The organism is Vreelandella boliviensis LC1 (assembly GCF_000236035.1).
GTDB classification, from domain to species: Bacteria; Pseudomonadota; Gammaproteobacteria; order Pseudomonadales; family Halomonadaceae; genus Vreelandella; species Vreelandella boliviensis.
This window is the reverse complement of the sequence record NZ_JH393257.1, coordinates 74895-100564: the sequence shown is the minus strand read 5'-3', so window position 1 is coordinate 100564 and position 25670 is coordinate 74895. Positions and strand designations below refer to the sequence as shown.

General features: G+C 55.4%; 18 protein-coding genes. 9 read left to right on the top strand and 9 right to left on the bottom strand.

Translation table 11 applies throughout. The features are described 5' to 3' along the window. Window positions 1-17: 17 nt before the first annotated feature. From purB to KUC_RS00400, 5 genes are all read right to left on the bottom strand, one after another. Window positions 18-1403 (bottom strand): adenylosuccinate lyase, encoded by a 1386-nt coding sequence (purB, locus tag KUC_RS00420; RefSeq protein ID WP_007111076.1) that lies wholly within the window; start codon window positions 1401-1403, stop codon window positions 18-20. A gap of 65 nt (window positions 1404-1468) precedes the next feature. Continuing rightward, entirely contained in the window at window positions 1469-2110 is a 642-nt protein-coding gene (gene hflD, locus KUC_RS00415; RefSeq protein WP_007111075.1) for a high frequency lysogenization protein HflD, read from the bottom strand. Then, complete coding sequence (gene mnmA, locus KUC_RS00410; RefSeq protein ID WP_050804793.1) at window positions 2107-3267, bottom strand: tRNA 2-thiouridine(34) synthase MnmA; 1161 nt, start codon at window positions 3265-3267, stop codon at window positions 2107-2109. The genes hflD and mnmA overlap by 4 nt, the downstream gene beginning before the upstream one ends. A gap of 103 nt (window positions 3268-3370) precedes the next feature. Then, window positions 3371-3811: an NUDIX domain-containing protein gene (locus KUC_RS00405; RefSeq protein ID WP_007111073.1), complete on the bottom strand. Its 441-nt coding sequence runs from the start codon at window positions 3809-3811 to the stop codon at window positions 3371-3373. Then, window positions 3811-4443, bottom strand: coding sequence for a pseudouridine synthase (locus KUC_RS00400; protein WP_007111072.1), 633 nt, complete (start codon window positions 4441-4443; stop codon window positions 3811-3813). Before KUC_RS00400 ends, KUC_RS00405 begins: the two co-directional genes overlap by 1 nt. A 284-nt stretch (window positions 4444-4727) precedes the next feature. Here KUC_RS00400 and KUC_RS00395 point away from each other — a divergent pair, with 284 nt between their 5' ends. The 3 genes from KUC_RS00395 to clpA all read left to right on the top strand — a co-directional run bounded on the left by KUC_RS00395 (window position 4728) and on the right by clpA (window position 9985). Then, window positions 4728-6965, top strand: coding sequence for an NADP-dependent isocitrate dehydrogenase (locus tag KUC_RS00395; protein ID WP_007111071.1), 2238 nt, complete (start codon window positions 4728-4730; stop codon window positions 6963-6965). A gap of 295 nt (window positions 6966-7260) precedes the next feature. Then, entirely contained in the window at window positions 7261-7569 is a 309-nt protein-coding gene (gene clpS / locus KUC_RS00390; protein WP_007111070.1) for an ATP-dependent Clp protease adapter ClpS, read from the top strand. A gap of 139 nt (window positions 7570-7708) precedes the next feature. Beyond that, window positions 7709-9985: an ATP-dependent Clp protease ATP-binding subunit ClpA gene (gene clpA, locus KUC_RS00385; RefSeq protein ID WP_007111069.1), complete on the top strand. Its 2277-nt coding sequence runs from the start codon at window positions 7709-7711 to the stop codon at window positions 9983-9985. Between the two features lie 234 nt (window positions 9986-10219). On the opposite strand, the gene infA is transcribed toward clpA, so the two are convergent. The 3 genes from infA to aat all read right to left on the bottom strand — a co-directional run bounded on the left by infA (window position 10220) and on the right by aat (window position 12087). Further along, entirely contained in the window at window positions 10220-10438 is a 219-nt protein-coding gene (gene infA / locus KUC_RS00380; RefSeq protein WP_007111068.1) for a translation initiation factor IF-1, read from the bottom strand. 131 nt (window positions 10439-10569) lie between these two features. Further along, on the bottom strand, window positions 10570-11304 hold the full coding sequence (locus KUC_RS00375) for an arginyltransferase (protein WP_040479059.1): 735 nt from the start codon (window positions 11302-11304) through the stop codon (window positions 10570-10572). 36 nt (window positions 11305-11340) lie between these two features. Continuing rightward, window positions 11341-12087, bottom strand: a complete 747-nt coding sequence (gene aat, locus KUC_RS00370; RefSeq protein ID WP_007111066.1) for a leucyl/phenylalanyl-tRNA--protein transferase — start codon at window positions 12085-12087, stop codon at window positions 11341-11343. A gap of 131 nt (window positions 12088-12218) precedes the next feature. Between aat and KUC_RS00365 the strand changes: the two genes are divergently transcribed. Both KUC_RS00365 and lolA read left to right on the top strand, forming a co-directional pair. Then, window positions 12219-15434: a DNA translocase FtsK gene (locus tag KUC_RS00365; RefSeq protein ID WP_040479055.1), complete on the top strand. Its 3216-nt coding sequence runs from the start codon at window positions 12219-12221 to the stop codon at window positions 15432-15434. Between the two features lie 210 nt (window positions 15435-15644). Next, complete coding sequence (gene lolA / locus KUC_RS00360) at window positions 15645-16310, top strand: outer membrane lipoprotein periplasmic chaperone LolA (protein WP_040479053.1); 666 nt, start codon at window positions 15645-15647, stop codon at window positions 16308-16310. Window positions 16311-16383: 73 nt separating this feature from the next. On the opposite strand, the gene KUC_RS00355 is transcribed toward lolA, so the two are convergent. Continuing rightward, the gene (locus tag KUC_RS00355; protein WP_007111063.1) at window positions 16384-17718 is read right to left on the bottom strand and encodes a replication-associated recombination protein A; all 1335 of its coding nucleotides are present in this window, start codon (window positions 17716-17718) and stop codon (window positions 16384-16386) included. A gap of 226 nt (window positions 17719-17944) precedes the next feature. On the opposite strand from KUC_RS00355, the gene KUC_RS00350 reads away from it, so the two are divergent. From KUC_RS00350 to KUC_RS00335, 4 genes are all read left to right on the top strand, one after another. Beyond that, window positions 17945-18490, top strand: coding sequence for a hemerythrin domain-containing protein (locus tag KUC_RS00350; RefSeq protein WP_007111062.1), 546 nt, complete (start codon window positions 17945-17947; stop codon window positions 18488-18490). An 87-nt stretch (window positions 18491-18577) separates the two neighbouring features. Then, window positions 18578-19459, top strand: coding sequence for a glutamate racemase (locus KUC_RS00345; protein WP_007111061.1), 882 nt, complete (start codon window positions 18578-18580; stop codon window positions 19457-19459). A 47-nt stretch (window positions 19460-19506) separates the two neighbouring features. Beyond that, on the top strand, window positions 19507-20622 hold the full coding sequence (gene trmA / locus KUC_RS00340) for a tRNA (uridine(54)-C5)-methyltransferase TrmA (protein WP_007111060.1): 1116 nt from the start codon (window positions 19507-19509) through the stop codon (window positions 20620-20622). Window positions 20623-20803: 181 nt separating this feature from the next. Further along, window positions 20804-25627: an NAD-glutamate dehydrogenase gene (locus KUC_RS00335; RefSeq protein WP_007111059.1), complete on the top strand. Its 4824-nt coding sequence runs from the start codon at window positions 20804-20806 to the stop codon at window positions 25625-25627. Window positions 25628-25670: the final 43 nt, after the last annotated feature.

The following is a 25670-nucleotide window of genomic DNA, read 5'->3' as shown; positions in this document are numbered from 1 at the left end:
GTCTTTATAAAATGTTGTTATAAAGAGTTTAGCTGTTGTGTCAGCGCCTGGGCCTGGGCCTGGGCATTACCAATATAGTTGGCCGGTGAGAGCGCCTTCAATTCGGTTTTGACCTCGCTGGGCAGTTCAAGCGTATCAATAAACGCCGCAAAGCCCGCTTGGTCAATACGTTTGCCACGGGTCAACTGCTTGAGTTTTTCGTAAGGCTTCTCAATGCCGTAGCGGCGCATCACCGTTTGGATGGGCTCGGCGAGCACTTCCCAGCTGTTATCCAGGTCAGCGTCTAAACGCTCGGGATTGGCTTCCAGCTTGCTGATACCTTTCAGGCTGGCATGGTAAGCGATCAGACCATACGCCAAGCCTACGCCCAGATTACGCAGCACGGTGGAGTCCGTTAGATCGCGCTGCCAGCGCGAGATGGGCAATTTCTGGGCGAGGTGGCTAAGCACCGCATTGGCCAGGCCCAGGTTGCCCTCGGAGTTTTCAAAATCAATCGGGTTCACTTTATGCGGCATGGTCGAGGAACCAATTTCGCCCTCAACCGTGCGCTGCTTGAAGTAGCCCAGAGAGATATAGCCCCATACGTCGCGATCGAAGTCGATCAGGATGGTATTGAAGCGGCAAATGGCATCAAACAATTCAGCGATGTAGTCGTGAGGTTCGATCTGGGTAGTGTAGGGGTTAAAGGTCAATCCTAAGCCTTCCACAAAGGTGCGGGCGTTGGCTTCCCAGTCGATCTCTGGGTAGGTGGTCAGGTGGGCGTTGTAATTGCCCACGGCGCCGTTGATCTTACCCAGCACTTCTACCGCTTCAATCTGTTTAAGCTGGCGCTTTAAACGATACGCCACGTTAGCCATCTCTTTGCCCAGCGTGGTTGGGGTAGCCGTTTGACCGTGAGTACGCGACAGCATCGGCTGGGCGGCGTGGGCAATCGCCAGTTTGGCTATTTCGTCGGCGACCTCGTGCATGGTGGGCAGCATGGCGTTTAGGCCGTCGCTTAGCATCACACCGTATGAGAGGTTGTTGATATCTTCGCTGGTGCAGGCAAAGTGAATAAACTCGGTGACTGCATGCAGCTCGGCTTGATTGGCAATTTTCTCTTTGAGGAAATACTCCACCGCTTTGACGTCGTGGTTGGTGGTGCGCTCGATCTCTTTGATGCGCTCGGCATCTTCGAGCGAAAATTCACGAATCAACTGCTCTAGAAACGCGGTCGCTTCAGCGGACAGCCTCGGCACTTCGATAATTTGTGCGTGCTCAGCCAGGCGCTGTAGCCAGCGAACTTCCACAATCACACGGGCGCGGATCAGGCCGAATTCACTGAAGTGTTCGCGCAGGGCGGCGGCTTTAGAGGCGTAGCGGCCGTCAACGGGAGAGAGGGCGGTTAAAGCGGAGAGTTGCATGGCATCGTTTCCAGGGAGTTCGAAAGAAAATTAGTCGAGAGCAGGTTAATCGATTGGATAGTGGCTTAACTAAGGCTGTCCAGCGCCCGGCGTAGCGCTTTGCGCTGGAATACCAGCTTCCAGCGCCGCCCGCCTTGCTGGTGCCACAATAGCCCAAAGCGAATGCCGGCCATTAAACAGGCGCGCACACGCTCGGGCATCATGCGGCTCTGCAGTAACGAAGGGTCGCCCTGCACCACGATACGGGTTTTAAACGTGGAGATCGTCTCCTGGTAAGCTTCCCCTAGGCTGGCGACCACGTTTTCATGAGTGGGGCCGAAGTGTTCGGCCTGACCCTGAATGCGGGTTAGCTTTTGGCCCAGCGAATCCATCATGTCGTTATTGGTGCGCAGTTTGTTCATCAGCATTAACAGCGAAAAGCCGTAACGCAGCACTACCGGATTCGCCTGCTTACGCCCCACCAGGGCTTCTAACGTATCCAGGCCGCGGCGAAGATTATTGGGGTGCCCGCCATAGATCGCTTCGAAGTTCTCCGGGTTGGTATCCACGGTGGCTTCAATCAGCGTTTCCCAGGCGCGCGGGTCGACTTGACCGGTGCGGGCGAGTTCGTCAACCAGACTGGCGGCTTGAAACACGCCCGCTAGGGCAAGCGCTTGGCGAGCGGCCGGGGAGTCGGGGGCACGATGAATCGGGGTGATTGGACTCATGCAGCGGCCTCCGCGGCTTTCTTCCAGGTAGCGCGAATCACACCACCGCCTAAGCAAATGTCGCCATCGTAAAGGACCAGCGACTGGCCTGGGGTTACCGCCCACTGTGGGTCGTCGAAGGTAACCTCTACACCGCCGTCGGGCAGAGCGCGCATTTCACAGTCGCAGTCGCTTTGCCGATAGCGCGTCTTGGCGGTAAAGCGACCCTGCTGAACCGGCGGCTCGCCCGCTACCCAGTCCATGGCCTCTGTAGTCAACGTATCGGAGTAGAGCAGCTGATCATGCTTACCCTGCACCGCGACCAGCACATTGCGATCAAGATCTTTTGCCGCCACGTACCAGGGTTCTTCGGAGTAGTTGGCAAGCCCACCAATGCCTAGGCCCTGGCGCTGGCCCAGGGTGTAGTACATCAGCCCCATATGTTCGCCAATCACATCGCCATCTGGCGTTTCAATGGTGCCGGGCTGGGCGGGCAGGTACTGCTGAAGGAAGTCGCGAAAGCGCCGCTCGCCGATAAAGCAGATCCCGGTGGAGTCTTTTTTCTTGGCGGTAATCAGTTCGTGCTGTTCAGCTAAGGCACGCACAGCGGGTTTTTCCAACTCACCAACGGGGAACAGGGTGCGGGCAATAGCAGCTTCCGGTACCGCATGCAGGAAGTAGCTTTGATCTTTATTGCCATCCAGGCCTTTAAGTAGGCGCGGGCGGCCATTTCGCATGCCTTGCCGAACATAGTGACCGGTGGCGATTTTGTCGGCACCCAGCATTTCGGCGTACTCGAGGAACACCTTAAACTTGATCTCCCGGTTACACAGAATATCCGGGTTGGGCGTGCGGCCTGCTTTGTATTCAGCTAAAAAGTGCTCAAATACATTGTCCCAATACTCCGCGGCAAAGTTGGCAGTATGCAGTTTAATGCCCAGTTTGGCGCAGACCGCCTCAGCGTCGGCGAGGTCCTCTTTGGCCGTACAGTACTCGGTGCCGTCGTCTTCATCCCAGTTTTTCATAAACAGGCCTTCTACCTCATAGCCTTGCTGCATGAGGAGAAGGGCAGAAACGGACGAGTCTACGCCGCCGGACATACCGACAATCACTTTGCCGTTAGCAGAGGGCTCGGTAATGGTTGAGCCAGTGCTGGATGACTCGGTATTGGATGACATAGGCATCCTCAGTAGAAGTAGTGTGCAAAAAAGCGGTGTGCAAAAGAACAGTGTGCAATTGGGCGAGGATTATACACGATGGGGGGTAATGGCTTCGAGTGCTTCACTCGCGAATCACTGCAAGCGGGTAACAAGGGCCGCCGAGTGCGTCCTCAATACGTTTGAGTACTAGCGGGCTGCGCAGGCGTGACTGTTGATCCAACGAGCGTATTTGCTCAACTGTGAGCCAGTGAGTAGCGAATATCTCGGGATCAATGGCGCGACCGAGCTGATGAAGCGGCTCGGCAACAAAACCGTGGCTATGAAACGTTTGCCCATCGCCGGTATGAAAAACGTACAGGCCCAGATAGCCGGTGAGCGATACCTGCCAAGCAGTCTCCTCCAATACCTCGCGCAGAATGGCGGTGATGGGGCCTTCGCCGGTTTCTATATGCCCGGCTGGCTGGTTAAACACGCTCTGCGGGCCGCCGCGCTGCTCTTCCACCATCAAGAAGCGCTCACCCTGCTGAATGACACAGGCTGCCGTGCTGCGAATAAGGCTCATTAGGGTTTCCTGTGTTTTGCGGCGGGCCGCGCTCGCTGATCTTTTCGCGGAGCTTTTCGCCGATTGGGGTGCTTATCAGTTGGCCGGGGGGCGTGTAGGGTTTCTGTGCGCCATTCACCGGGGGCTAATCCATCCAACTGCCAGGGGCCAATGGCGGTGCGAATCAAGCGTAGAGTAGGAAAGCCGACATGGGCGGTCATACGCCGCACTTGGCGGTTACGGCCTTCGCTGATGGTGAGCTCCAGCCAGCTAGTCGACGGGTGGCGCTTAGGGTCGATGGGCGGTTGGCGTGGTGCGCTAGCGGGTGGGGCTATCTGGCGTGCCTTGGCTGGCTGCGTTGGGCCATCTTTCAGCGTAATTCCCTGGCGCAGTGATTTCAGCGCTGCCTCACTAATATCGCCTTCCACCTGGACCCAGTAAGTTTTGGGCTGCTTATGGCGCGGGTGAGATATGCGGTGAATCAATTCGCCATCATCGCTGAGCAGCAGCAGGCCTTCAGAGTCATAATCTAGCCGCCCTGCGGCGTATACGTCCGGCACAGTAATAACATCGGCTAATGTGGCACGCCCTTGTTTATCGGTAAACTGAGAGAGCATACGATAGGGCTTATGCAGTAAATATAAAGTGCTCATAATCTCTTTAGGGGGTTGCCCTTGATTTGTCGACAATCTCACATGTGATTAAAATGCAGCGCTGGTATACTTTTAAAAACTGTCTTAACAACACGCTCAACGACGCTCTCAACAAGCATCCTCAACAGCCATCGATTGATAGTTGAGAAAGCCACATAACGAGAAAGTCAGGAAAAGCCAAATAAAACGGCCCAGCCTGCTTCGCGGCATGGTCTCTCGTTGAATGAGTCGCGTCGCTCAGGGTCTTTATAATCACAGCGATAGAAAAAAGAGGTTAACGCAAAATGTCTAAAACGCCGAAGATCATTTACACGCTCACCGACGAGGCGCCTGCGCTCGCAACATATTCTTTGCTACCGATTATTGACGCCTTCACCGACGCTGCTGGTATCGAAGTGGAAACCCGGGATATCTCCCTGGCTGCTCGCGTTCTGTCTTTATTTCCCGATTACTTGACTGAAGAGCAGCGTATCGAGGACCACCTGGCCGAACTAGGTGCGCTGGCTAAGGTTCCAGAAGCCAATATCATCAAGTTGCCCAATATCAGCGCTTCCATGCCGCAGCTGCGCGCAGTGATTAAAGAACTGCAAGAGCAGGGCTACCCTCTCCCCGAGTACCCTGACGAGCCAAGCAGTGACGAAGAGAAAGATATCAAAGCGCGCTACGACAAAGTCAAAGGTAGCGCGGTTAACCCAGTGTTGCGCGAAGGTAACTCTGACCGTCGTGCGCCGAAGGCCGTCAAAGAGTACGCGCGCAAGTATCCTCACTCGATGGGGGAGTGGAGTCAGGCTTCACGCAGCCACGTTTCCCACATGCATAAGGGCGATTTCTACGACGGTGAGAAGTCGATAACGCTGGATCGTGCGCGCAATGTGAAGATGGAACTGACCACCAAGAGTGGCCAGACCCAGGTGCTCAAGTCGAATATCCCGCTACTCGAAGGCGAGATCATCGACAGTATGTTCATGAGCAAAAAGGCATTGCTCGAATTCTACGAGCGGGAAATAGAAGATGCTCGTGAATCTGGCGTCATGTTCTCGTTGCACGTAAAAGCGACGATGATGAAGGTCTCGCACCCGATTGTGTTTGGCCACTGTATCAAGATTTTTTACAAAGACGCCTTTGATAAACACGGTGAGTTGTTCAAAGAACTGGGGGTCGATGTTAACAATGGCATCGCCAATCTTTACGAAAAAATAGAGACGTTGTCAGAATCACAGCGTGATGAAATCATCAGCGACTTGCATGCCTGCCATGAAAAGCGCCCAGAGTTGGCGATGGTCGATTCGGCTCGTGGCATCACCAACTTCCACTCGCCCAGCGATGTGATTGTGGACGCTTCGATGCCGGCGATGATTCGTGCCGGGGGCAAGATGTACGGCGGTGACGGTCGTCTTAAGGACGTCAAGGCCGTTATGCCGGAGTCCACGTTCGCGCGAATTTATCAGGAAATGATCAATTTCTGTAAATGGCACGGTGCTTTTGATCCGGCGACGATGGGCACCGTACCCAACGTTGGCTTGATGGCGCAAAAAGCTGAAGAGTACGGCTCCCACGACAAAACCTTTGAAATTTCGGAAGACGGTGTTGCTAATATCACCGATCTGGACACTGGCGAAGTGCTGTTGACCCAAAACGTGGAGCAGGGCGATATCTGGCGGATGTGCCAAGTGAAGGACGCGCCGATTCGCGACTGGGTCAAGTTGGCGGTAGAGCGCTGCCGTGATTCTGGTATGCCGACGGTGTTCTGGCTTGACCCTTACCGTCCGCACGAGAACGAGCTGATCAAAAAGGTCAAAACGTACCTCAAGGATCATGACACGGATGGACTCGAGATCCATATCATGTCTCAGGTTCGGGCAATGCGTTACACCCTGGAGCGTGTGATTCGTGGCCTCGATACTATCTCTGTGACGGGCAACATCCTGCGCGATTACCTGACGGATTTATTCCCGATTCTTGAGTTAGGCACCAGTGCCAAAATGTTATCTATCGTTCCCCTGATGGATGGCGGTGGCCTGTTTGAAACCGGTGCTGGTGGTTCCGCGCCTAAGCACGTTCAGCAGTTGCTTGAAGAGAATCACCTACGTTGGGACAGCCTTGGCGAGTTTCTGGCGCTGGTTGCCTCTTTAGAGCACCTCGCCAAACGCTTTAGCAATGACCGTGCTAAGCTGCTGGCGAAAGCGCTGGATGAAGCTAACGGCCAGTTTCTCGAAAGCAACAAATCACCTTCACGTAAAGTGGGTGAGTTGGACAACCGCGGAAGCCATTTCTACCTGGCGCTCTACTGGGCAGAAGCATTGGCAGCTCAAGATCAAGACGCTGAACTGAAAACACGCTTTGCCCGCCTTGTGGAAACGCTGAAAGCCAACGAAACTACCATTATCGATGAACTCAACAGTGTTCAAGGGCAACCCGTTGATCTTAAGGGTTATTATCACCCTAATGGCGAGTTGGCTAGCCAAGTCATGCGCCCGAGCAAAACGCTCAACGAAGCGCTTGCTATGGTAGCCAACGGCTAGGGTTTTAAAAACAGGCGCTTCATAAACAGCCTGCGCAGCCACTGGGCAAGGCGCATACAAACGCTGTGATATCCCTCGCCTACCGTAGTGGGCGAGGGTTTTTTGGCTTATCTTATATGTTAATTTTGTGTTTTCCATGAACCCTTGCTGATCGGCAGCGTCTGAAAAGTAGACAACTTCATTTAGACGCCTCCAACGGTCAGTGTCGAGACAACCAACCGTGCTGCTTATGCCCAACCTAGATAGTTCATGCTTAGCCGTATTACCCGTGCAAGCGGGAATGACGCGGCCAAATATGCCCGATGAAGATGGTGATATTGCGGTGCAGTCAGCAGAACCGGCGCTGGCGCAACCACCGCTTTATAAGGTGGTGCTTCACAATGACGATTACACACCGATGGAATTTGTTATTGAAGTGCTGCAAGATTTTTTCAATTTGGATAGCGAGACGGCCGTTCAGATCATGCTCGCAGTACATACCCAAGGAAAGGGCACTTGTGGCGTGTTTACGCGCGATATAGCTGAAACAAAAAGCTATCAGGTAAACGAATACGCCCGTGAGTGTGAGCATCCGTTGATAAGTGATATTGAGGCTGCCAATTAAAAGCGTTGAGAAATAATTGGTGGTGAGGCTTGCAACCGTGCCATTTGTACCCGATGTTGAGAGTGCCGGTCGATTAAACTGATCCGACGCAAGCCCTAGGTGGCGATACGCCCTAGGTAGTAGCGAAAAGGGGACTGCCATGCTGAGCAAAGAACTTGAAATGACCCTGAACACGGCCTTCACCGTGGCGCGTTCAAAGCGCCATGAGTTTATGACCGTTGAGCACCTGCTGCTAGCGTTGCTAGATAATGCCTCAGCGGTAGACGTACTGAAGGCCTGCGGGGCTAACCTCGACAAGCTGCGGTCCGATCTGCAGGATTTTATTAACTCGACCACGCCACTGATCCCAGAAGGCCAGGGAGATCGCGAGACCCAGCCGACGCTTGGTTTTCAGCGTGTTTTGCAGCGGGCGGTTTTCCACGTTCAGTCATCTGGTAAAAGCGAAGTATCCGGCGCCAATGTACTGGTAGCGATATTCTCCGAGCAAGAAAGCCAGGCGGTTTACTTCCTTAAGCAGCAGAGCGTTGCACGGGTCGATGCGGTTAACTATATCGCCCATGGTATCTCCAAGGTGGCTGGCCACGGGCCGTCTCCCTCGCCCTCTTCATCAGAGAGTGAAGACGCGGAAGAGGGGGGTAGTGAGGGCGCTGCGCATCCTCTCACTGGCTACGCGACCAACCTGAACGAGCAAGCGCGACTGGGTAAAATTGATCCGCTGATTGGTCGTGATCAAGAACTTGAGCGCGTGGTGCAAATTCTGGCCCGGCGGCGCAAAAATAACCCGCTGTTAGTCGGCGAAGCGGGCGTGGGTAAAACCGCGGTGGCCGAAGGCCTCGCCAAGCGTATCGTTGAAGAAGACGTTCCCGATGTTATTGCCGATGCAGTGGTCTACTCACTGGACATGGGTGCGCTACTGGCCGGTACCAAGTATCGCGGTGATTTTGAAAAACGTCTTAAAAGTCTGCTGAGCGAGCTGCGCAAGCAGCCTAACGCGGTACTCTTTATCGATGAGATTCACACCGTCATTGGTGCCGGTGCGGCGTCAGGCGGCGTGATGGATGCGTCTAACCTACTCAAACCACTGCTCTCCTCGGGCGAGTTGCGCTGCATTGGGTCGACCACGTTCCAAGAATTCCGCGGCATCTTTGAGAAAGATCGTGCTCTGGCGCGGCGCTTCCAAAAAGTCGATGTGATGGCGCCGTCGGTGGACGACACCATCAAGATTCTCAAAGGGTTGCGTTCACGCTTTGAAGAGCACCATGAGCTGAAGTACACCGATGGCGCGCTTGAAAGCGCAGCACGCTTAGCGGATCGCTACATCAATGACCGCTTCCTGCCCGACAAAGCGATTGATGTAATCGACGAGGCAGGGGCGCACCAGCGTCTGTTGCCGCCGGAAGTGCGTGCCAAAACGATCGATGTCGAGCAAGTTGAAGCCGTGGTGGCGTCTATCGCGCGTATTCCGCCGAAGAGTGTTTCAAGCTCCGACCGCAAGCTGCTTGAGAAGCTGGATCGCGACCTGAAAATGCTGGTGTTCGGTCAGGATGAAGCGATTGATAGTCTCTCTGCAGCCATTAAGCTGTCTCGGGCTGGGCTTAAATCCCCTGACAAGCCCGTCGGTAGCTTCCTGTTTGCAGGCCCCACGGGTGTGGGTAAAACCGAAGTGGCCAAACAGCTTGCGCATATCATGGGCATCGAGCTGGTGCGCTTTGACATGTCTGAGTACATGGAGCGTCACACCGTATCGCGCTTGATCGGTGCCCCTCCGGGCTACGTCGGTTACGACCAGGGTGGTCTGCTGACTGAAGCGGTCACCAAGCAGCCGCACTGTGTGCTGCTGTTGGATGAGATTGAGAAAGCGCACCCGGAAGTCTTTAACCTGCTGCTGCAGGTCATGGATCACGGACGCTTAACGGATAACAATGGCCGTGAAGCGGACTTCCGCCACGTTATCCTGATCATGACCTCTAACGCAGGTGCAGAGCAGGCGTCGCGCCGTTCGATTGGCTTCCAGCATCAAGACCACTCCACCGATGCCATGGAAGTGATCCGTCGCACCTTCTCGCCGGAATTCCGCAACCGCCTGGATGGCATCATTCAGTTCCACGCGCTGCCGGTTTCAGTGGTACGCAATGTCGTCGACAAGTTCTTGATCGAGCTGCAGGCACAACTGGATGAGAAGCGTGTTCAGCTGGATGTGGACGACATGGCGCGGGATTGGCTGGCTGATAAAGGCTATGATCCTGACATGGGCGCACGTCCCATGGCGCGCCTGATCCAAGAGAAGCTGAAGAAGCCATTAGCCGAGATGATTCTGTTTGGCGAATTGGCGGACCAGGGCGGTATTGTTCACGTCAGCCTGGAAGAGGGCGAGCTGCACCTTTCCACAGAGACTGAAATGGCAGATGCGCCCTGAAAAGGGCGCTAAGCCGCGCTAAAAGCTGTCTCATTAAAGCTCATGCTATATGCATAAAAACGCATCGCCCTGTCATTGACGGGGCGTTGTCATTTTCAGTGAACCGCCATGGACGCTGAACGGCGCTGTAGTTGCAGGAGCTAAGTTTTAGAAACTAATTTTCAGAAACTAATTTTCAGAAACTAAGTTTTAGCAACAGTTGAGATCAGTCGAGCGCGTTAACGGTGCAACGACTTAGCGCGAACGGTAAACGATACGGCCTTTGGACAGGTCGTACGGTGTCAGCTCTACTTTTACCTTGTCGCCGGTCAGAATGCGGATATAGTTTTTGCGCATTTTGCCGGAGATATGAGCGGTAACAACGTGACCGTTTTCCAGCTCAACCCGAAACATGGTGTTCGGAAGGGTATCGACGATAACGCCTTCCATTTCAATATGATCTTCGCGTGCCATATAGGCATGTCCTCACTGATGAGTTAGTAATGTAATAATCGGTCAGAATTTGAGTGCCGCAAGGTGGGCGCTCAAGAAACAGCGCTATATTGTGCCGTAAGCCCGCCGTCAAGGCAAAAAAGCTGGCATGTTTAGCGAATTAACGACCGCCAATGGCGCCCATCGAGTATTTCCAATGGTGCGAAAGCCTGCTTGTAGCGCATCTTACGGCACTCTTCGATCCAATACCCTAAATAAAGGTGCGGCAGCGCTTTTTCTCGGCTGAGTTCAATGAGCTTAAGAATAGCAAAGGTGCCTAGCGAACGCTTATCCAGGGCCTCGCTAACGGCAAAGAAGGTGTAGATTGCCGAGAGCCCATGCTCCAGTTGGTCAAAGGCAGCGACACCGATCAATTCGTCGTCAAGGTACATCTCCATTAGATGGGCATAGGGCTCATCGAGGGTGAGAAAGGTACGGTACTGTTCGCGACTGGGGGGGTACATATCACCGTCGGCATGGCGCTGGCGAATGTAATTGGCGTAAAGAGTGTAGTGGGTTGATGCAAAGTGAGCGGCCACAACACGCACATTAATATCGGCGTTGCGGCGCCAAATTTTACGTTGAGTGCGGTTAGCCGCAAACTGTTCAACCGGAATGCGCACTGAGCGGCAGGCATTGCAACCCTCACAGTGAGGGCGGTAAAGATGACGCCCACTACGACGAAACCCTAGCAGCGCCAACGAGTCATATACGCCAGGGACGGGCGACTCCTGAGGGTCGAGAAACAGTGTTGTCGCTTCCCTGCCAGGCAAATAGCTACAGGCGTGCGGCACGGTAAGGAAAAAGCGCAAATCCCTTACCGGCCGACGCGGAGTGTTACTACTCACAGCTTGCCTCCTGGGTAAAACAGAATAAATTCATCGCTATACATTACTCTCGGCGGCAATCGCGTTAAGCCAGAGCGATGCGGGTACAGTGGGTGCCTCAGTGGGTAATGTGGTTAACGTAAACGCCTTATCGGGTAACCAGTTTTTAAGATAGTTGATGAATGCCTCGCGAGCGACTGTAATAGCGCCCAGGCTTGCCAGATGGGGCGTGTGCATTTGGCAGTCAATGAGTTTACCACCATGTTCACGCATGGCCCGGGCGAGATGGGCAAGCGCTACCTTCGAGGCATCTGGGACGAGTGAGAACATCGACTCGCCAAAAAACACCGGGCCCATGGCGACGCCATACAGCCCGCCCACCAATTGGCCGTGTTGATGGACTTCGATGCTATGGGCAATGCCCAGGGCGTGCAGCAGGCCGTAGGCCTCGCGCATCTCGTCGGTGATCCAGGTGCCCGCCTCTTCACCACGCGGAGCGGCGCAGGCCTGAATCACCTGGTCGAAGTGTTGATCCAGGGTGATATGAAAGCCACCATGGCGTAATCGTTTAGTAAGGCTACGACGCTGCTTAAATTGCTCAGGTAGGAGTATCATGCGCGGGTCTGGACTCCACCACAAAATGGGGTCGTCGTCGCTGAACCAGGGAAATATGCCCTGCCGATAGGCTTCTACCAGCCAAACGGGCGAGAGCTCCCCACCGGCGGCCAGCAGGCCATTGGGGGAGGCCAGGGCCCTAGAGGTAGTTGGGAAGTTAGGATGTTGCGAGGAAAGCCAAGGTAGCATTACTTGCTCCTGTTACGACGTTCTTGTACTGAACTCTATACGATAGCCTCTGTGACGGCGGAAGGATGCTCGGTATCATGCAAACTCGCAAGTGGATTAAAGACGCCATTGAGGTGTAAAGGGAGAGTCGCTTGAAAGTGAATAAAGCAGTCAACAAGCGAACGCAGCGTAGCGCGCGTCAAACACCATCATCGGCTTCATCTGCGCGCGTTAACGCCGCAAAGGATAAGGCTCGTCGTTTTGGCCTGCGCTTACAAGGCTCCGTGCGCGAAGGCGTAGTGGTGATACTGCTGGCGCTGTGTGTTTTCTTATTATTAGCGCTATTTAGTTACCAACCCTCTGATCCTGGTTGGTCTTATCAGGGCCCAGAGACCGACGTGGGTAACTGGATGGGGCAAGTAGGCGCCTGGTTAGCGGACGTACTCTATTCACTACTTGGCGCCAGTGCGTTGTGGTGGCCGGGTATGTTCGGCTTTGCCGCTTGGTGGCTGATTCGCTCACGCCAGGTGCGTTTTGAGCTCGACCCGGTGGCTATTGCTGTCCATGCGGGTGGCTTAGTGCTACTTATTTTTGGCACCACCATGTTAGGGGCGCTACATTTTTATCACCCTGAGAGCATGCTGCCCTATGCTTCCGGCGGTATTTTGGGCGAAGGCCTGGTCGGTGCATTAAGGCCTTTAGTGGGCAGTGGTGGCGTTGGGTTAATCGCCGCGGCGTTAATTTTAAGCGGCTTTCCGCTGTTTAGCGGTATGTCGTGGTTGCAAGTGGCAGATGAACTCGGCAAACGACTATGTCGCCTGGGTGCCTGGTTATCGGCACGTCGTCAAGCGCGCCGTATGCGCGCTGCTCAGCGAGCGGCTGCTAAAGCTGCCAAGCCTGCCCCCAAACCTCAAGCACCTGAAGCTGAGTCTCCAGTAAGTAAGTTTCCAGTAGATAAGTCTCCAGTAGCGGCCGAAGCTGCACCGGCACAGGTGAAGCCCGCTGCAGAGCCGGTAGGCAAAAGTCCCAGTGGCCGCGAACGCCGTGAGCCAGGCTTCTCTGTGCCACTTTCCAACAGTGAAACTACGGATACATCAATTCCCTGGGAAGCCGCGGCGTTTTCAAGCAATAAGCACGTACCTGCTAAAACACCCGCAGCTATCTCAACGACGCCTATCTCAACGACGCCTATCTCAACGACGCCTACGGAGCCAGAGGTCACAGCGCCTGCAACAGTGCCGCCAGCGGTTAAAACGGCAGAAGAGACAGAAACGACGGCCACCCCGGCGCCGCGAGAAAATGCCTTTGTCCAGTCAGAGGCACCGTCGGCAGCGCCTGAGGTTCAAGCGCATACGTCTGATGATGAGCCCGATGAAGCTGACGCCTCCTTCCCGCTGCGTGCGACTCGTCAAGAAGAGCCGCCGGCGCCTGCCGCCAGTAGCTTCTTTGCCAACGACGAAGCGCCCGTTGAGCGTCGCAGTGAGCCATCACTCACCGCTGACCCCAGCAACGACAAGGCCGAGCCACGTGTTGATGAGCCACATAACGGCGAAGCTGATACTGCTTGGCGCCCAGAGCGCGTCTCCGCGCCTGAGCCAGCACGTCGACCTGAGCGTGTAGCGGAGGTAGTGCCTGAGCCGGTGTGGGACGATGAAGAGATGGACGACGAGCTGTATGCGCAAGACCGCGATGGCGAAGCGCACGCAATGGCCACTCCTCCGCCCACGCCAACCCCAGCAGCACGCCAAGAACCCAGCTTCGAGCCCGACGCAAGCACGCCAGAGGCGGATGAAGGCCCCGCCCTGTGGACCGTGGAACATTTGCAAAGCCAACGGCCTGCTTTTGAGACGTTGGACGAGCCTGAAGGCGACGTGCCGAGCCTGCAGCTGCTGACTCCGGCAGAGCCGTATCAACCCAATTACAGTGACGAACAGTTGGCTGATATGGCCGAGTTGCTGGAAGTACGGCTGCGCGAGTATGGCGTAAAGGCAGAAGTAGTGGATACCTGGCCTGGCCCGGTGATCACGCGCTTTGAAATCAAGCCCGCCGCGGGCGTCAAAGTGTCTAAAATCAGTAATCTTTCTAAAGACCTGGCGCGCTCACTGATGGTGAAAAGCGTGCGCGTGGTCGAGGTGATCCCGGGGCGCCCCACGGTCGGGATTGAAATACCTAACCCCAACCGTGCCATGATCCGCCTGCGCGAAGTCATCGATTCTGACCGCTACCAGCAAGAGACCTCGCCGCTGACCATGGCGCTTGGTCAGGATATTGGCGGCAGCCCTGTAGTCGCCAACCTGGGTAAGATGCCACACTTGTTAGTAGCTGGTACTACCGGGTCGGGTAAATCGGTGGGCGTTAACGCCATGTTGATCTCGATGCTGCTCAAAGCCAAGCCGAGTGAGCTAAAGCTCATCATGGTCGACCCGAAAATGCTCGAGCTGTCAGTGTATGACGGCATTCCCCACCTGCTGGCACCCGTGGTTACCGACATGAAAGAGGCGGCCAACAGCCTGCGCTGGTGTGTTGCCGAAATGGAGCGTCGCTACAAGCTGATGGCAGCCATGGGAGTGCGCAACATAGCGGGCTTCAATGGCCGTTTGGATGAAGCGGAGCGCGCCGGTGCTCAAGTGGCCGACCCGCTCTGGGAACCGCAGCCCTGGGAAGTGCATCAACCCCATCCAGTGTTGGAAAAACTACCCTATATCGTCGTGGTCATCGACGAATTTGCCGATATGTTTATGATCGTCGGCAAAAAGGTGGAAGAGCTGATCGCCCGCCTAGCGCAAAAGGCGCGTGCCGCGGGTATCCATTTGATTCTGGCTACCCAGCGCCCCTCGGTGGACGTTGTGACGGGCCTTATCAAAGCCAACATCCCTTCGCGGATGGCGTTTCAGGTCTCATCCAGAATTGATTCGCGCACCATTCTTGACCAGGGCGGCGCTGAAAGCCTGTTGGGCCATGGTGATATGCTCTATCTGCCCGCAGGCTCTGGGCCACCTAACCGCATCCACGGTGCCTTTGTGGATGATGACGAAGTTCACCGGGTGGTCGATGACTGGAAGCGCCGCGGCGCACCTGAATATATCGAAGAGATTCTTTCTGGTGGCGTATCCGCCGATGCCTTAACCGGTCTTGAGGCGGATGGGGGAGATGGCGATGATGCGGAACAGGACGCGCTCTACGATGAAGCCATTCAGTTTGTTACCGAAACGCGCAAAGCCTCGATTTCTGCAGTGCAACGCCGCTTTAAGATTGGCTATAACCGGGCCGCTCGCCTGGTGGAGGCCATGGAGGGCGCTGGCGTAGTGACCGCCATGGGCTCTAACGGTGCCCGGGAAGTGCTTGCTCCGCCCCCGGTGGGCCACTAACCGCTTGGTGTAAGGCGCAATTATGCAATAAGCGTGAAAGTAGCGCCGCAGGTGAAACCCTGCGGCGCTTTGCACGTCTTAATGACACATGGACGGTTAAGCCGACCTTACTGCCTCACTGCATGATTTTTGAGCAACAGTTTTGAGCAACAGTTTTGAGCAACAGTTCTGAACAACAGTTATTTGGCAACGGTTGCCTAGGGAGATCATATGCGCGATACGCAAACAAAACGTCCGTCATCAATGGGTGCGCCACAACTGGCATTTGCGGCCAGCGCCTTGGGGTTAACATTTGGTGCTCCCGCTTGGGCGGAGGATGCTGCTGAACGTTTGACCGAGCGGCTGGATCCACTTGAGCGCTATCAAGCGACCTTTGAGCAGCAGATTCTTGATGGCAGCGGCGAGCGTCTACAAAGCGCGCGCGGCGAGATGTGGTTATCCCGCCCCGGTATGCTGCGTTGGGAAGTGGAAGCGCCGTACTCTCAAACCGTGGTTTCCGACGGCGAAGATGTGTATATGTACGATCCCGACCTTGAACAAGTCACCGTTCAAGAGATGGATGACCGGGTCACCCATACCCCTGCGTTATTGCTGTCGGGAAGCGTGGGCGATTTAACCGAAAGCTATGAGGTTTTCTACGAGCAGGACGGGGGCGAAGATGTCTTTACCCTGGTGCCTATCTCTGCCGATACGCTGTTCGAAGAGTTAAGTATGGTGTTCGATGCCGACACGTTAACTGAGCTGTGGATGATGGACAGCACGGGGCAGCGTACCTCTATTACCTTTAGCAATATTACCCTCAATGGCAATATTGAGCGGGGCATGTTCGACTTCGAGATCCCCGAGGGCACCGATGTTATCCGCGAAGAGCTCTAATTAAGAACTGTAAATAAGCACTGTAAATAAGTGCTGTAAGCAAGCGGTAGAGTGAACCATCAGATCAGGCGCCTTAGGGCGCCTGATCTGCTTCCTGGTCAAGATTTTCCCGCCATGCCATGATTTCCCCAAAGCGCTTCTCCTGACCAAACGAACTCGGCTTGAAGAAGGTGGTTTTAGGCAGCTCTTCAGGCCAGCAGTCGTGGGCGCTACCTGCCGGGTAGCCGTCTGGCTCGCTGTGAGCATAGCGATACCCTTCGCCATGGCCCAACTGCTCCATCAGCTTCGTGGGCGCATTGCGCAGGTAAGTTGGCACCTCAACCTGGGGCTGCTGGCGCACGTACTGCTTCGCTTCACTCCAGGCGCGGTCAATGCGGTTGCTCTTGGGCGCCACTGCCAAATGAATCGCCGCGTGGGCAATCGCCCGCTGCCCTTCGTAATCACCCAAGCGCAGGTAGGCATCCCAGGCGGCAATCACCAGCGGTAGGGCGCGGGGGTCGGCATTGCCGACATCTTCTGATGCAATAGCAGTCAGCCTGCGCACTACGTCCAGCGGGTCGCCGCCGCCCTGCATAAAGCGCGCCATATACAGCAATGCGGCATTGGGGCGCGAAGAGCGTATCGATTTATGAATGGCCGAAAGCAGGTCGTAATAAGCGTCACCCTGCTTATCGAAAGCGCTGGCCTGATGACCGATCACATCGGCGAGCACCTCTTTGTGCAGCACTTCGTGGCCCGTTTCCTGTGTAGCGAAATCGCAGGCGGTCTCCAAAAGCCCCAGCGCTCGGCGGGCATCGCCTGCGCTGGCGTGTGCCAGGGCGGTTAACACCTCATCATCAACTTGAATATCGCGCTTGCCCAGCCCTCGCTCAACGTCGTTGAGGGCTTGGCGCATCACCGTGATCAGTTCCTCCTGAGTGAGGGATTTCAGCACGTAAACCCGCGCGCGGGAAAGTAGCGCCGAATTGACTTCGAAGGAGGGGTTTTCGGTGGTGGCACCAATCAGTGTCAACAGGCCCGACTCGACATGGGGCAGTAGGGCGTCCTGCTGGCTCTTGTTGAGGCGATGAATCTCATCTAGAAAGAGGATAACCGAAGATGATGTCTGTTGGGCACGCTCCACCACGGCGCGAATCTCTTTCACCCCGGCCATCACCGCGCTGAGCTGCTCTAGATGAGCCTGGGAAGCCCTGGCTAATAGTTCTGCCAGCGTGGTTTTGCCAACCCCTGGCGGCCCCCAAAGAATCATTGAGCGCACGACACCTGATTCCGCCATGCGGCGTAGGGGTTTATCTGGCCCCACCAGCGCCTGCTGGCCCACGTAATCATCCAACTGGCGTGGACGCATACGAAAGGCTAACGGGGCGTCGTCAGCCGGTGTCGCCTGTGCGCTATCAAAAAGATCCATGTAAGCTTCCGTTGCAAATCAGTGCGTTGAACAATAAATCGCCAAAAAGTGTTAGTGGTAAACCGCGCCTGAGCGAACTACCTTTGGCGTAATCTATCAGAAAGATACACTTGCTAGGATAACGCTAGAGGGGCATTGTCTATGATAACCCCCACGCGCTTATTATCGCATGCCGTCAACTACTAAGGCTCGACGGTAGGCATGACAACATAAAGGAGACAGTTCGATGTTAAACCAACTGCGTCTAGATCATGCCAACATGGCGAGAATGCTCCATGTGCTGCAGCTCAAGCAGAAAACCCTTGTTCAGGGTGAGCGGCCCAACTTCCAGCTTATGCGCGAGGTGGTTGACTATATATTGTCCTATATGGATGGTTTTGCAGCACCCCTTGAGCGCGTCTGCGTCGAACGGCTGCAAACCAAGGCGCCTGAGCACCTTGAACTCACCGAGCAGATGGCTAATGACTACCGTGAGCTAAAGCCGCGCCTGCAGCGCCTCTCCAACGACATTGACATGGTGTTAATGGATAACATCATACCGATGGATCGCTTCGCCGACGATTTAAAGGCTTATTTGGAAGCGCATCGTGCCTATCTACGTCACGAACGCGAGGGGCTGTTCCCGCTGATTGACGAGCATTTTAGTCAGGAAGATATGGAAGAGCTTCGTCAGGCGCTCCCCGAAGGCGCAGAGCAGGAGTTAGAGCGCCTGCAGCAAGACTACCCTGAACTTTATGCCGAGCTGCGAGGAGCCAACGTGCCCGCGGTATAGCGCGCTAGTGGACAACTGGCCCCAACGGTAATCAATAAAACAGCGGAGCATGCTAAACTAGCGGCTCCGTTTTTTATTGGCAGAATCATGAAAGGCCCCGTGTTAATTTTTGATTCCGGTGTCGGCGGCCTGTCTGTGGCGCAGTCGTTGCGCCAACACTACCCAGAGGCTGCCCTGTGCTATGCCTGTGACAACGCTTGGTTGCCCTATGGGCTACGCGAAGACGCAGCCCTGACCGACCGCATTGTGGCGGTGTGTCGCGCCGCTGTGGCAGCGTGCCAGCCGAGTGTTTTGGTTGTCGCCTGCAATACCGCGAGTACCCTGGCGCTGGAAAATTTACGCGAGCGGTTAGCGATTCCGGTTGTGGGCACCGTGCCCGCTATCAAACCTGCTGCGGCGATTAGCCGGACACGCCATATCGGGCTATTGGCCACCAAAGCCACGGTAGGGCGGCCCTACACCCAGCGCTTGATTGATAGCTTTGCCAACGACTGTGTGATTACCCGTGTCGCCGCCGATGCCTTGGTCGTTGAGGCGGAAGCATACCTAGCAGGTGCCACCCCCAATATTGATCGCATGCAGGCGGCGCTGGCGCCGTTATGGCACGCTGTTGCGCCTTCATCACCGGTCTATTCTTTATCTGCGGGTTGTCGGACGCTAGATACCCCAGGCCTAGATACCCCAGAGCTAGATACCCCAGAGCTAGATACCCCAGACCTAGATACCGTAGTACTGGGTTGCACTCATTTTCCACTGCTAAAGCCCTGGCTGACGCAGCTTGCTCCCGTGCCGCTGCATTGGATCGACTCCGGCGATGCGATTGCCCGTCGGGTTGCGCAAGTAGTCGATGAGCTAAATAGCGAGCAGCAGGACGGCCGCTGCTATACCACCGCCTCAGCAGCTAACCTGACTGCTGGTTTGGCCCGCTACGGATTTAATGCGCCCCAGTTGCTTAACGTGGGCGCCTGAACACTATTGACCGCTACTATTTCTGATCGAATTTAAGAGGAGCAGCCTTGGCTATCCCCGTTGTAGAACCCGAACGCTACGCTGAGCAGCTAGCCGCCAAACGCGACTACCTGGAAAGTACCTTTGCCGCTTTTAAGCCACCGACGTTAGAGGTGTTTGAATCGCCGCCGGGCTACTACCGCCAGCGCTGTGAATTTCGTATTTGGCATGCAGAGAATGATCTCTTCTACGCCATGTTCGAGGTAGACCCAGAGAACCCGAAGAACAAGCGGGTGATTCGGTTAGATCAGTACGCAGTCGCCAGTGAACGAATCAATCAGCTAATGCCGCAGCTACGTGAAGCCTGCCTTAAATCTGATGAACTGCGCCGCAAGCTGTTTCAGGTCGAGTTTTTAACCACCCTTTCAGGTGAGGCGCTCGTCACGCTGATTTACCACCGCCCGCTAGGGGAGGAGTGGGAGCGTGAGGCCCGCGCGCTGGAGGCTGAATTAGGCATCATGATTATTGGCCGCTCACGCAAGCAGCGCATCGTGCTTACCCGCGACCACGTCTGGGAGCGGCTAGAGGTGGATGGCCACACGCTGCACTACCAGCAGGTCGAAAATAGCTTTACCCAGCCCAATGCACATATCTGCCAAAAAATGCTCAGCTGGGCACGGGAAGTAACCGCCGGCCAGCAAGAGGAAGGCTTACAGAAAGATCTGGTCGAGCTTTACTGTGGGAACGGCAATTTTACCATTGCCCTGGCTAATAACTTCCGCCGCGTGCTGGCCACAGAAATTTCCCGCACGTCGGTGGCCAGTGCCAACGTCAACCTGGAAGCCAATGGGGTAACGAACGCGCAAATTGGTCGCATGTCAGCAGAGGAGTTTTCGCTGGCGCTGAAGGGCGAAAAAGCTGGGCGCCGTGTGGCGGAAATGGCGTTGGAAGGTTACGATTTTTCCACCGTGCTGGTAGACCCGCCCCGTGCCGGTCTAGACGAGCAGAGCTGTGAGCAGCTCAGCGAATACGCTCAGATCGTCTATATTTCATGCAACCCAGCTACGTTAGCTGAAAACATGGCCATACTGACCAACACCCATCGGATAGAACGCTTTGCGCTATTTGACCAGTTTCCGTTTACCGACCACTGTGAATGTGGGGTGCTGTTAAAGCGGCGCTAGGCTGGGGTGAAAAATACTAGTCAGCATACGACCTAATGCGTAAACGGTATGCGTCATGAACAACACGTTAGGTGATTAGGGACACGACGATAGGTAGCGTAAGCTAGCCGTTATGTTGGCCTAAAGGCCTATTGTCCTTCGTTTTTTGGCCGTTTAATGGCCTAGGCAGTCGAGGTGATGGATGCACTACGTTGCGATTGAAGAGAGTCGGCAAGATCTTTTGAAGCAGCTCCAGGAGCGGCTACACGCGCGGTTAGACCCCGCTCGCGCCGCCACGGTGGAAGCTTTTGCTCGGCACTTTTATGCCACCGTGCCGGTGGAAGACCTAGTGGATCGTCGCCTGGACGATCTGTATGGCGCAACGCTGTCGATCTGGCAGTTTTTGCAGCACCACGACCCGCAAAGCCCCAAGGTACGGGTATTTAACCCAGATTTTGAAGAGCACGGCTGGCAGTCGACGCATACCTTTGTCGCCGTTCTGCACGAAGATATGCCGTTTTTGGTCGATTCGGTGCGTATCGAACTCAACCGCCGCGGTTTGACCGTGCACGCCATTCAAAACGCCGTGCTGGCGGTCGCCCGTGATGATCGCCATCAGTTGCAGGCGCTAGCCTCGCCCAGAGCAGAAAACGCGCCTGAAGCACGCGAGTCACTGATTGTGATTGAGGTTGATCGGCACACCGACATGGCGTTGCTTGAGAAAATTGAAAGCAATCTAGATGACGTGCTTCGTGATGTACGCACCGCCGTCGGCGATTACGACGCCATGTGCTCGCAAATTACCGCTTCAATTCAAGAGCTTGAAAAGAACTGCCCACCACAAATTGACCCTGATGACCACGAAGAAGCGATTGCCTTTTTAGAGTGGATGCTCAAAGATAACTTCACTTTCCTGGGTTATGACGAGTACCTGCTCGAAGGCAGCAAGCTGCAGCGCGATGCTGATAGCGTGCTGGGTGTATTCCGTCTGGATCAACCGCGCTACTGCGAACGCATTCGCACCGAAGAGGGGGTGGATGAGTACAACGACTATGTACTGGTACCGCAGCTACTGTCGTTTGCCAAAAGCGCCCATCACTCCCGGGTGCACCGTCCTACCTATCCAGACTACATCACCGTTGACCGTTACGACGACGACGGCAATGTGATTGGCGAACGGCGCTTCTTTGGTCTGTTCACTTCTACGGTGTATAACGAATCGCCGCGCAATATTCCGCTGCTGCGCCGCAAGCTTAAAGCCGTGATGGACATCGCTGGGTTCAACCCGCAAGGCCACAACGGCAAGCAGTTGCTCCAGGTGCTGGAAGTCTACCCCCGCGATGACCTGTTCCAGATCGATACTGAGTCACTGGCCAGCACTGCGCTGGGCATCCTCAATATCCGTGAGCGCCGCCAGGTGCGTTTGTTTATCCGTGCTGATATCAGCGGCAAGTTCTACTCCTGCTTGGTGTTTGTACCCCGCGACGTGTTCTCCACGGATTTGCGTCAGCGGATTCAAAACGTGCTGTGCGACGAGTTAGACGCCCACTTTGGCGACTTCAACACCTATTTATCCGAATCGGTCCTGGCGCGTATTCAATTGATTCTGCGCTTTAATGGTGACGCGCCCAGCGACTACGACCTCAAGCGTTTGGAGAGCAAAGTGTCACGGCTGTCGCGCAGTTGGCGCGACGAGCTGCAGAGCGCCATGATCGAAGGCTTCGGTGAAGAGCGCGCCAACAACCTGATGGATCAGTTCCGCGAGGCGTTCTCGGCCAGCTACCGTGAAGACTTTTCCGCGCGTACCGCAGTGTTTGATGTTCAGCACCTGCTGACATTGAATAATGGCGATGATTTATCGCTTTCACTCTACCGCCCGCTGGAAGAGCAGGGCGGCGGCGTTAACCTGAAACTGTTCCACCGTGAATCGCAGATACCACTCTCTGACGTACTGCCGATGATGGAAAATCTCGGCCTGCGAGTGATTGGTGAGCGCCCCTACGATATTAACGCCCCCGAACAGCGCTACTGGATCCACGATTTCGAGCTTGAGCACAGCGGTGCGGATGTCAGCCTGGGCGATATGCGCGATGTCTTTACCGAAGCCTTTAAGCGCATCTGGACCGGCGAAGCTGACAACGATGCGTTTAACCGGCTGATTATCGGCGCTGGGCTGGATTGGCGCGAAGTGGCAATGCTGCGCGGTTATGCCCGCTATCTGAAACAGATCCGCTTCGGCATGTCTCAGGATTATATTGCTGCCACGCTGTCCAATTATCCGGCCATTACCCGCGAACTGGTTGAACTATTCCGCCTGCGCTTTGATCCTGAGCAGCAGAGCCACGCCACCGACGAGTGCATCGCGAGCTTAAATGAGCGCTTGGAGGGGGTGGCCAGCCTCAACGACGACCAGCTGCTGCGCCGCTTTATGGAATTAATCCTCGCCACACTGCGTACCAACTACTACCAGCTCGCCGAGGGTGGTCGCTTTAAGGATTACATTGCCTATAAGCTTGAACCCTCCAAGGTTACCGGTATGCCCAAGCCGCGGCCGATGTTTGAGATTTTTGTCTGCTCGCCGCGGGTAGAGGGTGTGCACCTGCGCGGTGGTAAGGTTGCCCGCGGTGGCCTGCGCTGGTCGGATCGGTTTGAAGATTATCGCACCGAAGTGCTGGGTCTGGTGAAAGCGCAGCAGGTGAAGAACGCTGTTATCGTCCCAGTCGGCGCTAAAGGCGGTTTTGTGTGTAAGCGCATGCCGGAAAATGCCAGCCGCGACGTCGTCCAGAAAGAGGGCATTGCCTGCTACCAGATTTTTATCCGTGCGCTGCTGGATGTGACTGACAACCTGGTGGGTGGCGATGTAGTGCCGCCGAAAAATGTTGTTCGTCACGATGAGGATGACGCTTACCTAGTGGTAGCTGCCGACAAAGGCACCGCCACCTTCTCGGATATCGCCAACGAAATTTCCATTGAGTATGGTCACTGGTTGGGCGATGCATTCGCCTCAGGTGGCGCTAACGGCTACGACCATAAGAAAATGGGTATCACTGCGCGTGGTGCTTGGGAATCCGTTAAACGGCACTTCAAAAATCTCGACGTGGATACCCAACGCGATCTGTTTAGTGTGGTGGGAATCGGTGATATGGCCGGTGATGTGTTTGGTAACGGCATGCTGCTCTCCGACAAGATTCAACTGGTTGGCGCCTTCAACCACCTGCATATCTTTGTCGACCCCAACCCGGATGCCGAAGCCTCTTTCGCCGAGCGCAAACGGTTGTTTGCACTGCCACGTTCCAGTTGGGAAGACTACAGCCAGGAACTTATCTCCGCCGGTGGTGGTATCTTCAGCCGTAGCGCCAAGTCGATTGCCATCACGCCGGAAATGCAGCAGGTATTTGGGATCAAGGAAGAGCGCCTGTCGCCTAATGAACTGATCCGCGCCATGATCAAATCCAAGGTGGATTTGCTCTGGAACGGCGGTATTGGTACCTACGTGAAGGGCTCCGACGAAACCGATGCCGATGTGGGCGACAAAGCTAACGACATTCTGCGTATTAACGGCAACGACTTGAATTGCCGTGTGGTCGGCGAGGGCGGTAACCTTGGCTTGACACAGCGCGGACGTATGGAAGCCGCCGCCAAAGGCGTGCGCGTTTACACCGACTTTATTGACAACGCCGGTGGGGTGAACTGCTCCGACCACGAGGTCAATATAAAAATTCTGATCGATGAAGTGGTTAAGCGCGGCGACATGACCGATAAGCAGCGCAATCAGCTGCTGTCGGAAATGACCGATGAGGTGGGAGATCTGGTCATTCTGGATAACTACCGCCAGAGCCAGGCGTTGGATCTGTCGGCCATCCTGTCAGATTATTCGATGGGCCCTTACCGCCGCTTTATCAGCGAGCTGGAAGCCACAGGCCAGATTGATCGTGAGCTGGAATTCCTGCCCACCGATGAGGTGTTAAAAGAGCGCGCCAGCAGCGGCCAAGGCATGCGTCTGCCGGAGCTTTCAGTGCTGATCTCCTACGCCAAGAGTACCTTGAAGGGCGACTTGATCGCCTCAGAGGTGCCGGACAATCACTATATTCATCGTCATCTGGAGCGGCTGTTCCCATCAGTGCTGGTCGAGCGCTTTAAAGACGAGATGTACGAGCACCGTCTTAAGCGCGAAATCGTCGCCACCCAGGTAGCCAACGATCTGGTTGATCATATGGGTATCGTCTTTGTACGCCGCCTGATGGACTCCACCGGAGCGGGACGCGCCGATATCGCACGCGCCTATATTGTGGCCCGTGACAGCTTTAACTTGCCCGGTCTATGGGCGCAAATTGAAGCCCTCGATAATCAGGTACCGAACCACATTCAGTACTCGATGATGCTCGACCTGATGCGCTTGATCCGCCGTGCCACACGCTGGTTTGTGCGTCAGCACTTGGGGCTCTCGACGCAGGATACCATCGAGTACTTCGCTCCACGCTTGGCGCAGTTGCAGGAAGGTATTGGTGAGCTGCTCGGCGGTGAGGAGCTTGGCGTTTGGAATAGCCGCCGTGATGAGCTGCTGGAAGCGGGTGTGCCGGAGGCCTTGGCATCCACCGTGGCGGCTTCATCAAGCCTCTACGCTGGGCTAGGTATTATCCAAGCGGCGCGCCTGACGAATGAAAAACCGCAGCGTGTGGCGGAGGTGCTGTACGAAATTGGCAGCCGCCTTGAACTGCCGTGGATGATTCAGCAGGTAACACAGCTGGAAGTGCGCGACGCCTGGCAGGCCCAAGCACGGGAAACCTTCCGTGACGATATTGAACGTCAGCAGCTTGCGCTGACTACCAGCGTGCTGAAGCTCGATGCTGGCAGTCGCGATACCCCGGAGCGGGTAGCTCAGTGGCTAGACCAGCATGCTGATCTGCATCGTCGCTGGTGTCGTCTTGTCGAAGAGGTGCGTGGTGGCAGTGAAGTTGGCTTTGCGCTCTTCGCCGTCGCGGTACGCGAGCTGGTAGATCTCGCTGAGAGCGATAGCGAAGCATAACCCCGCTAGTTAGCTCGCTCTGTTATAGCGAGTCTCCTTAGTT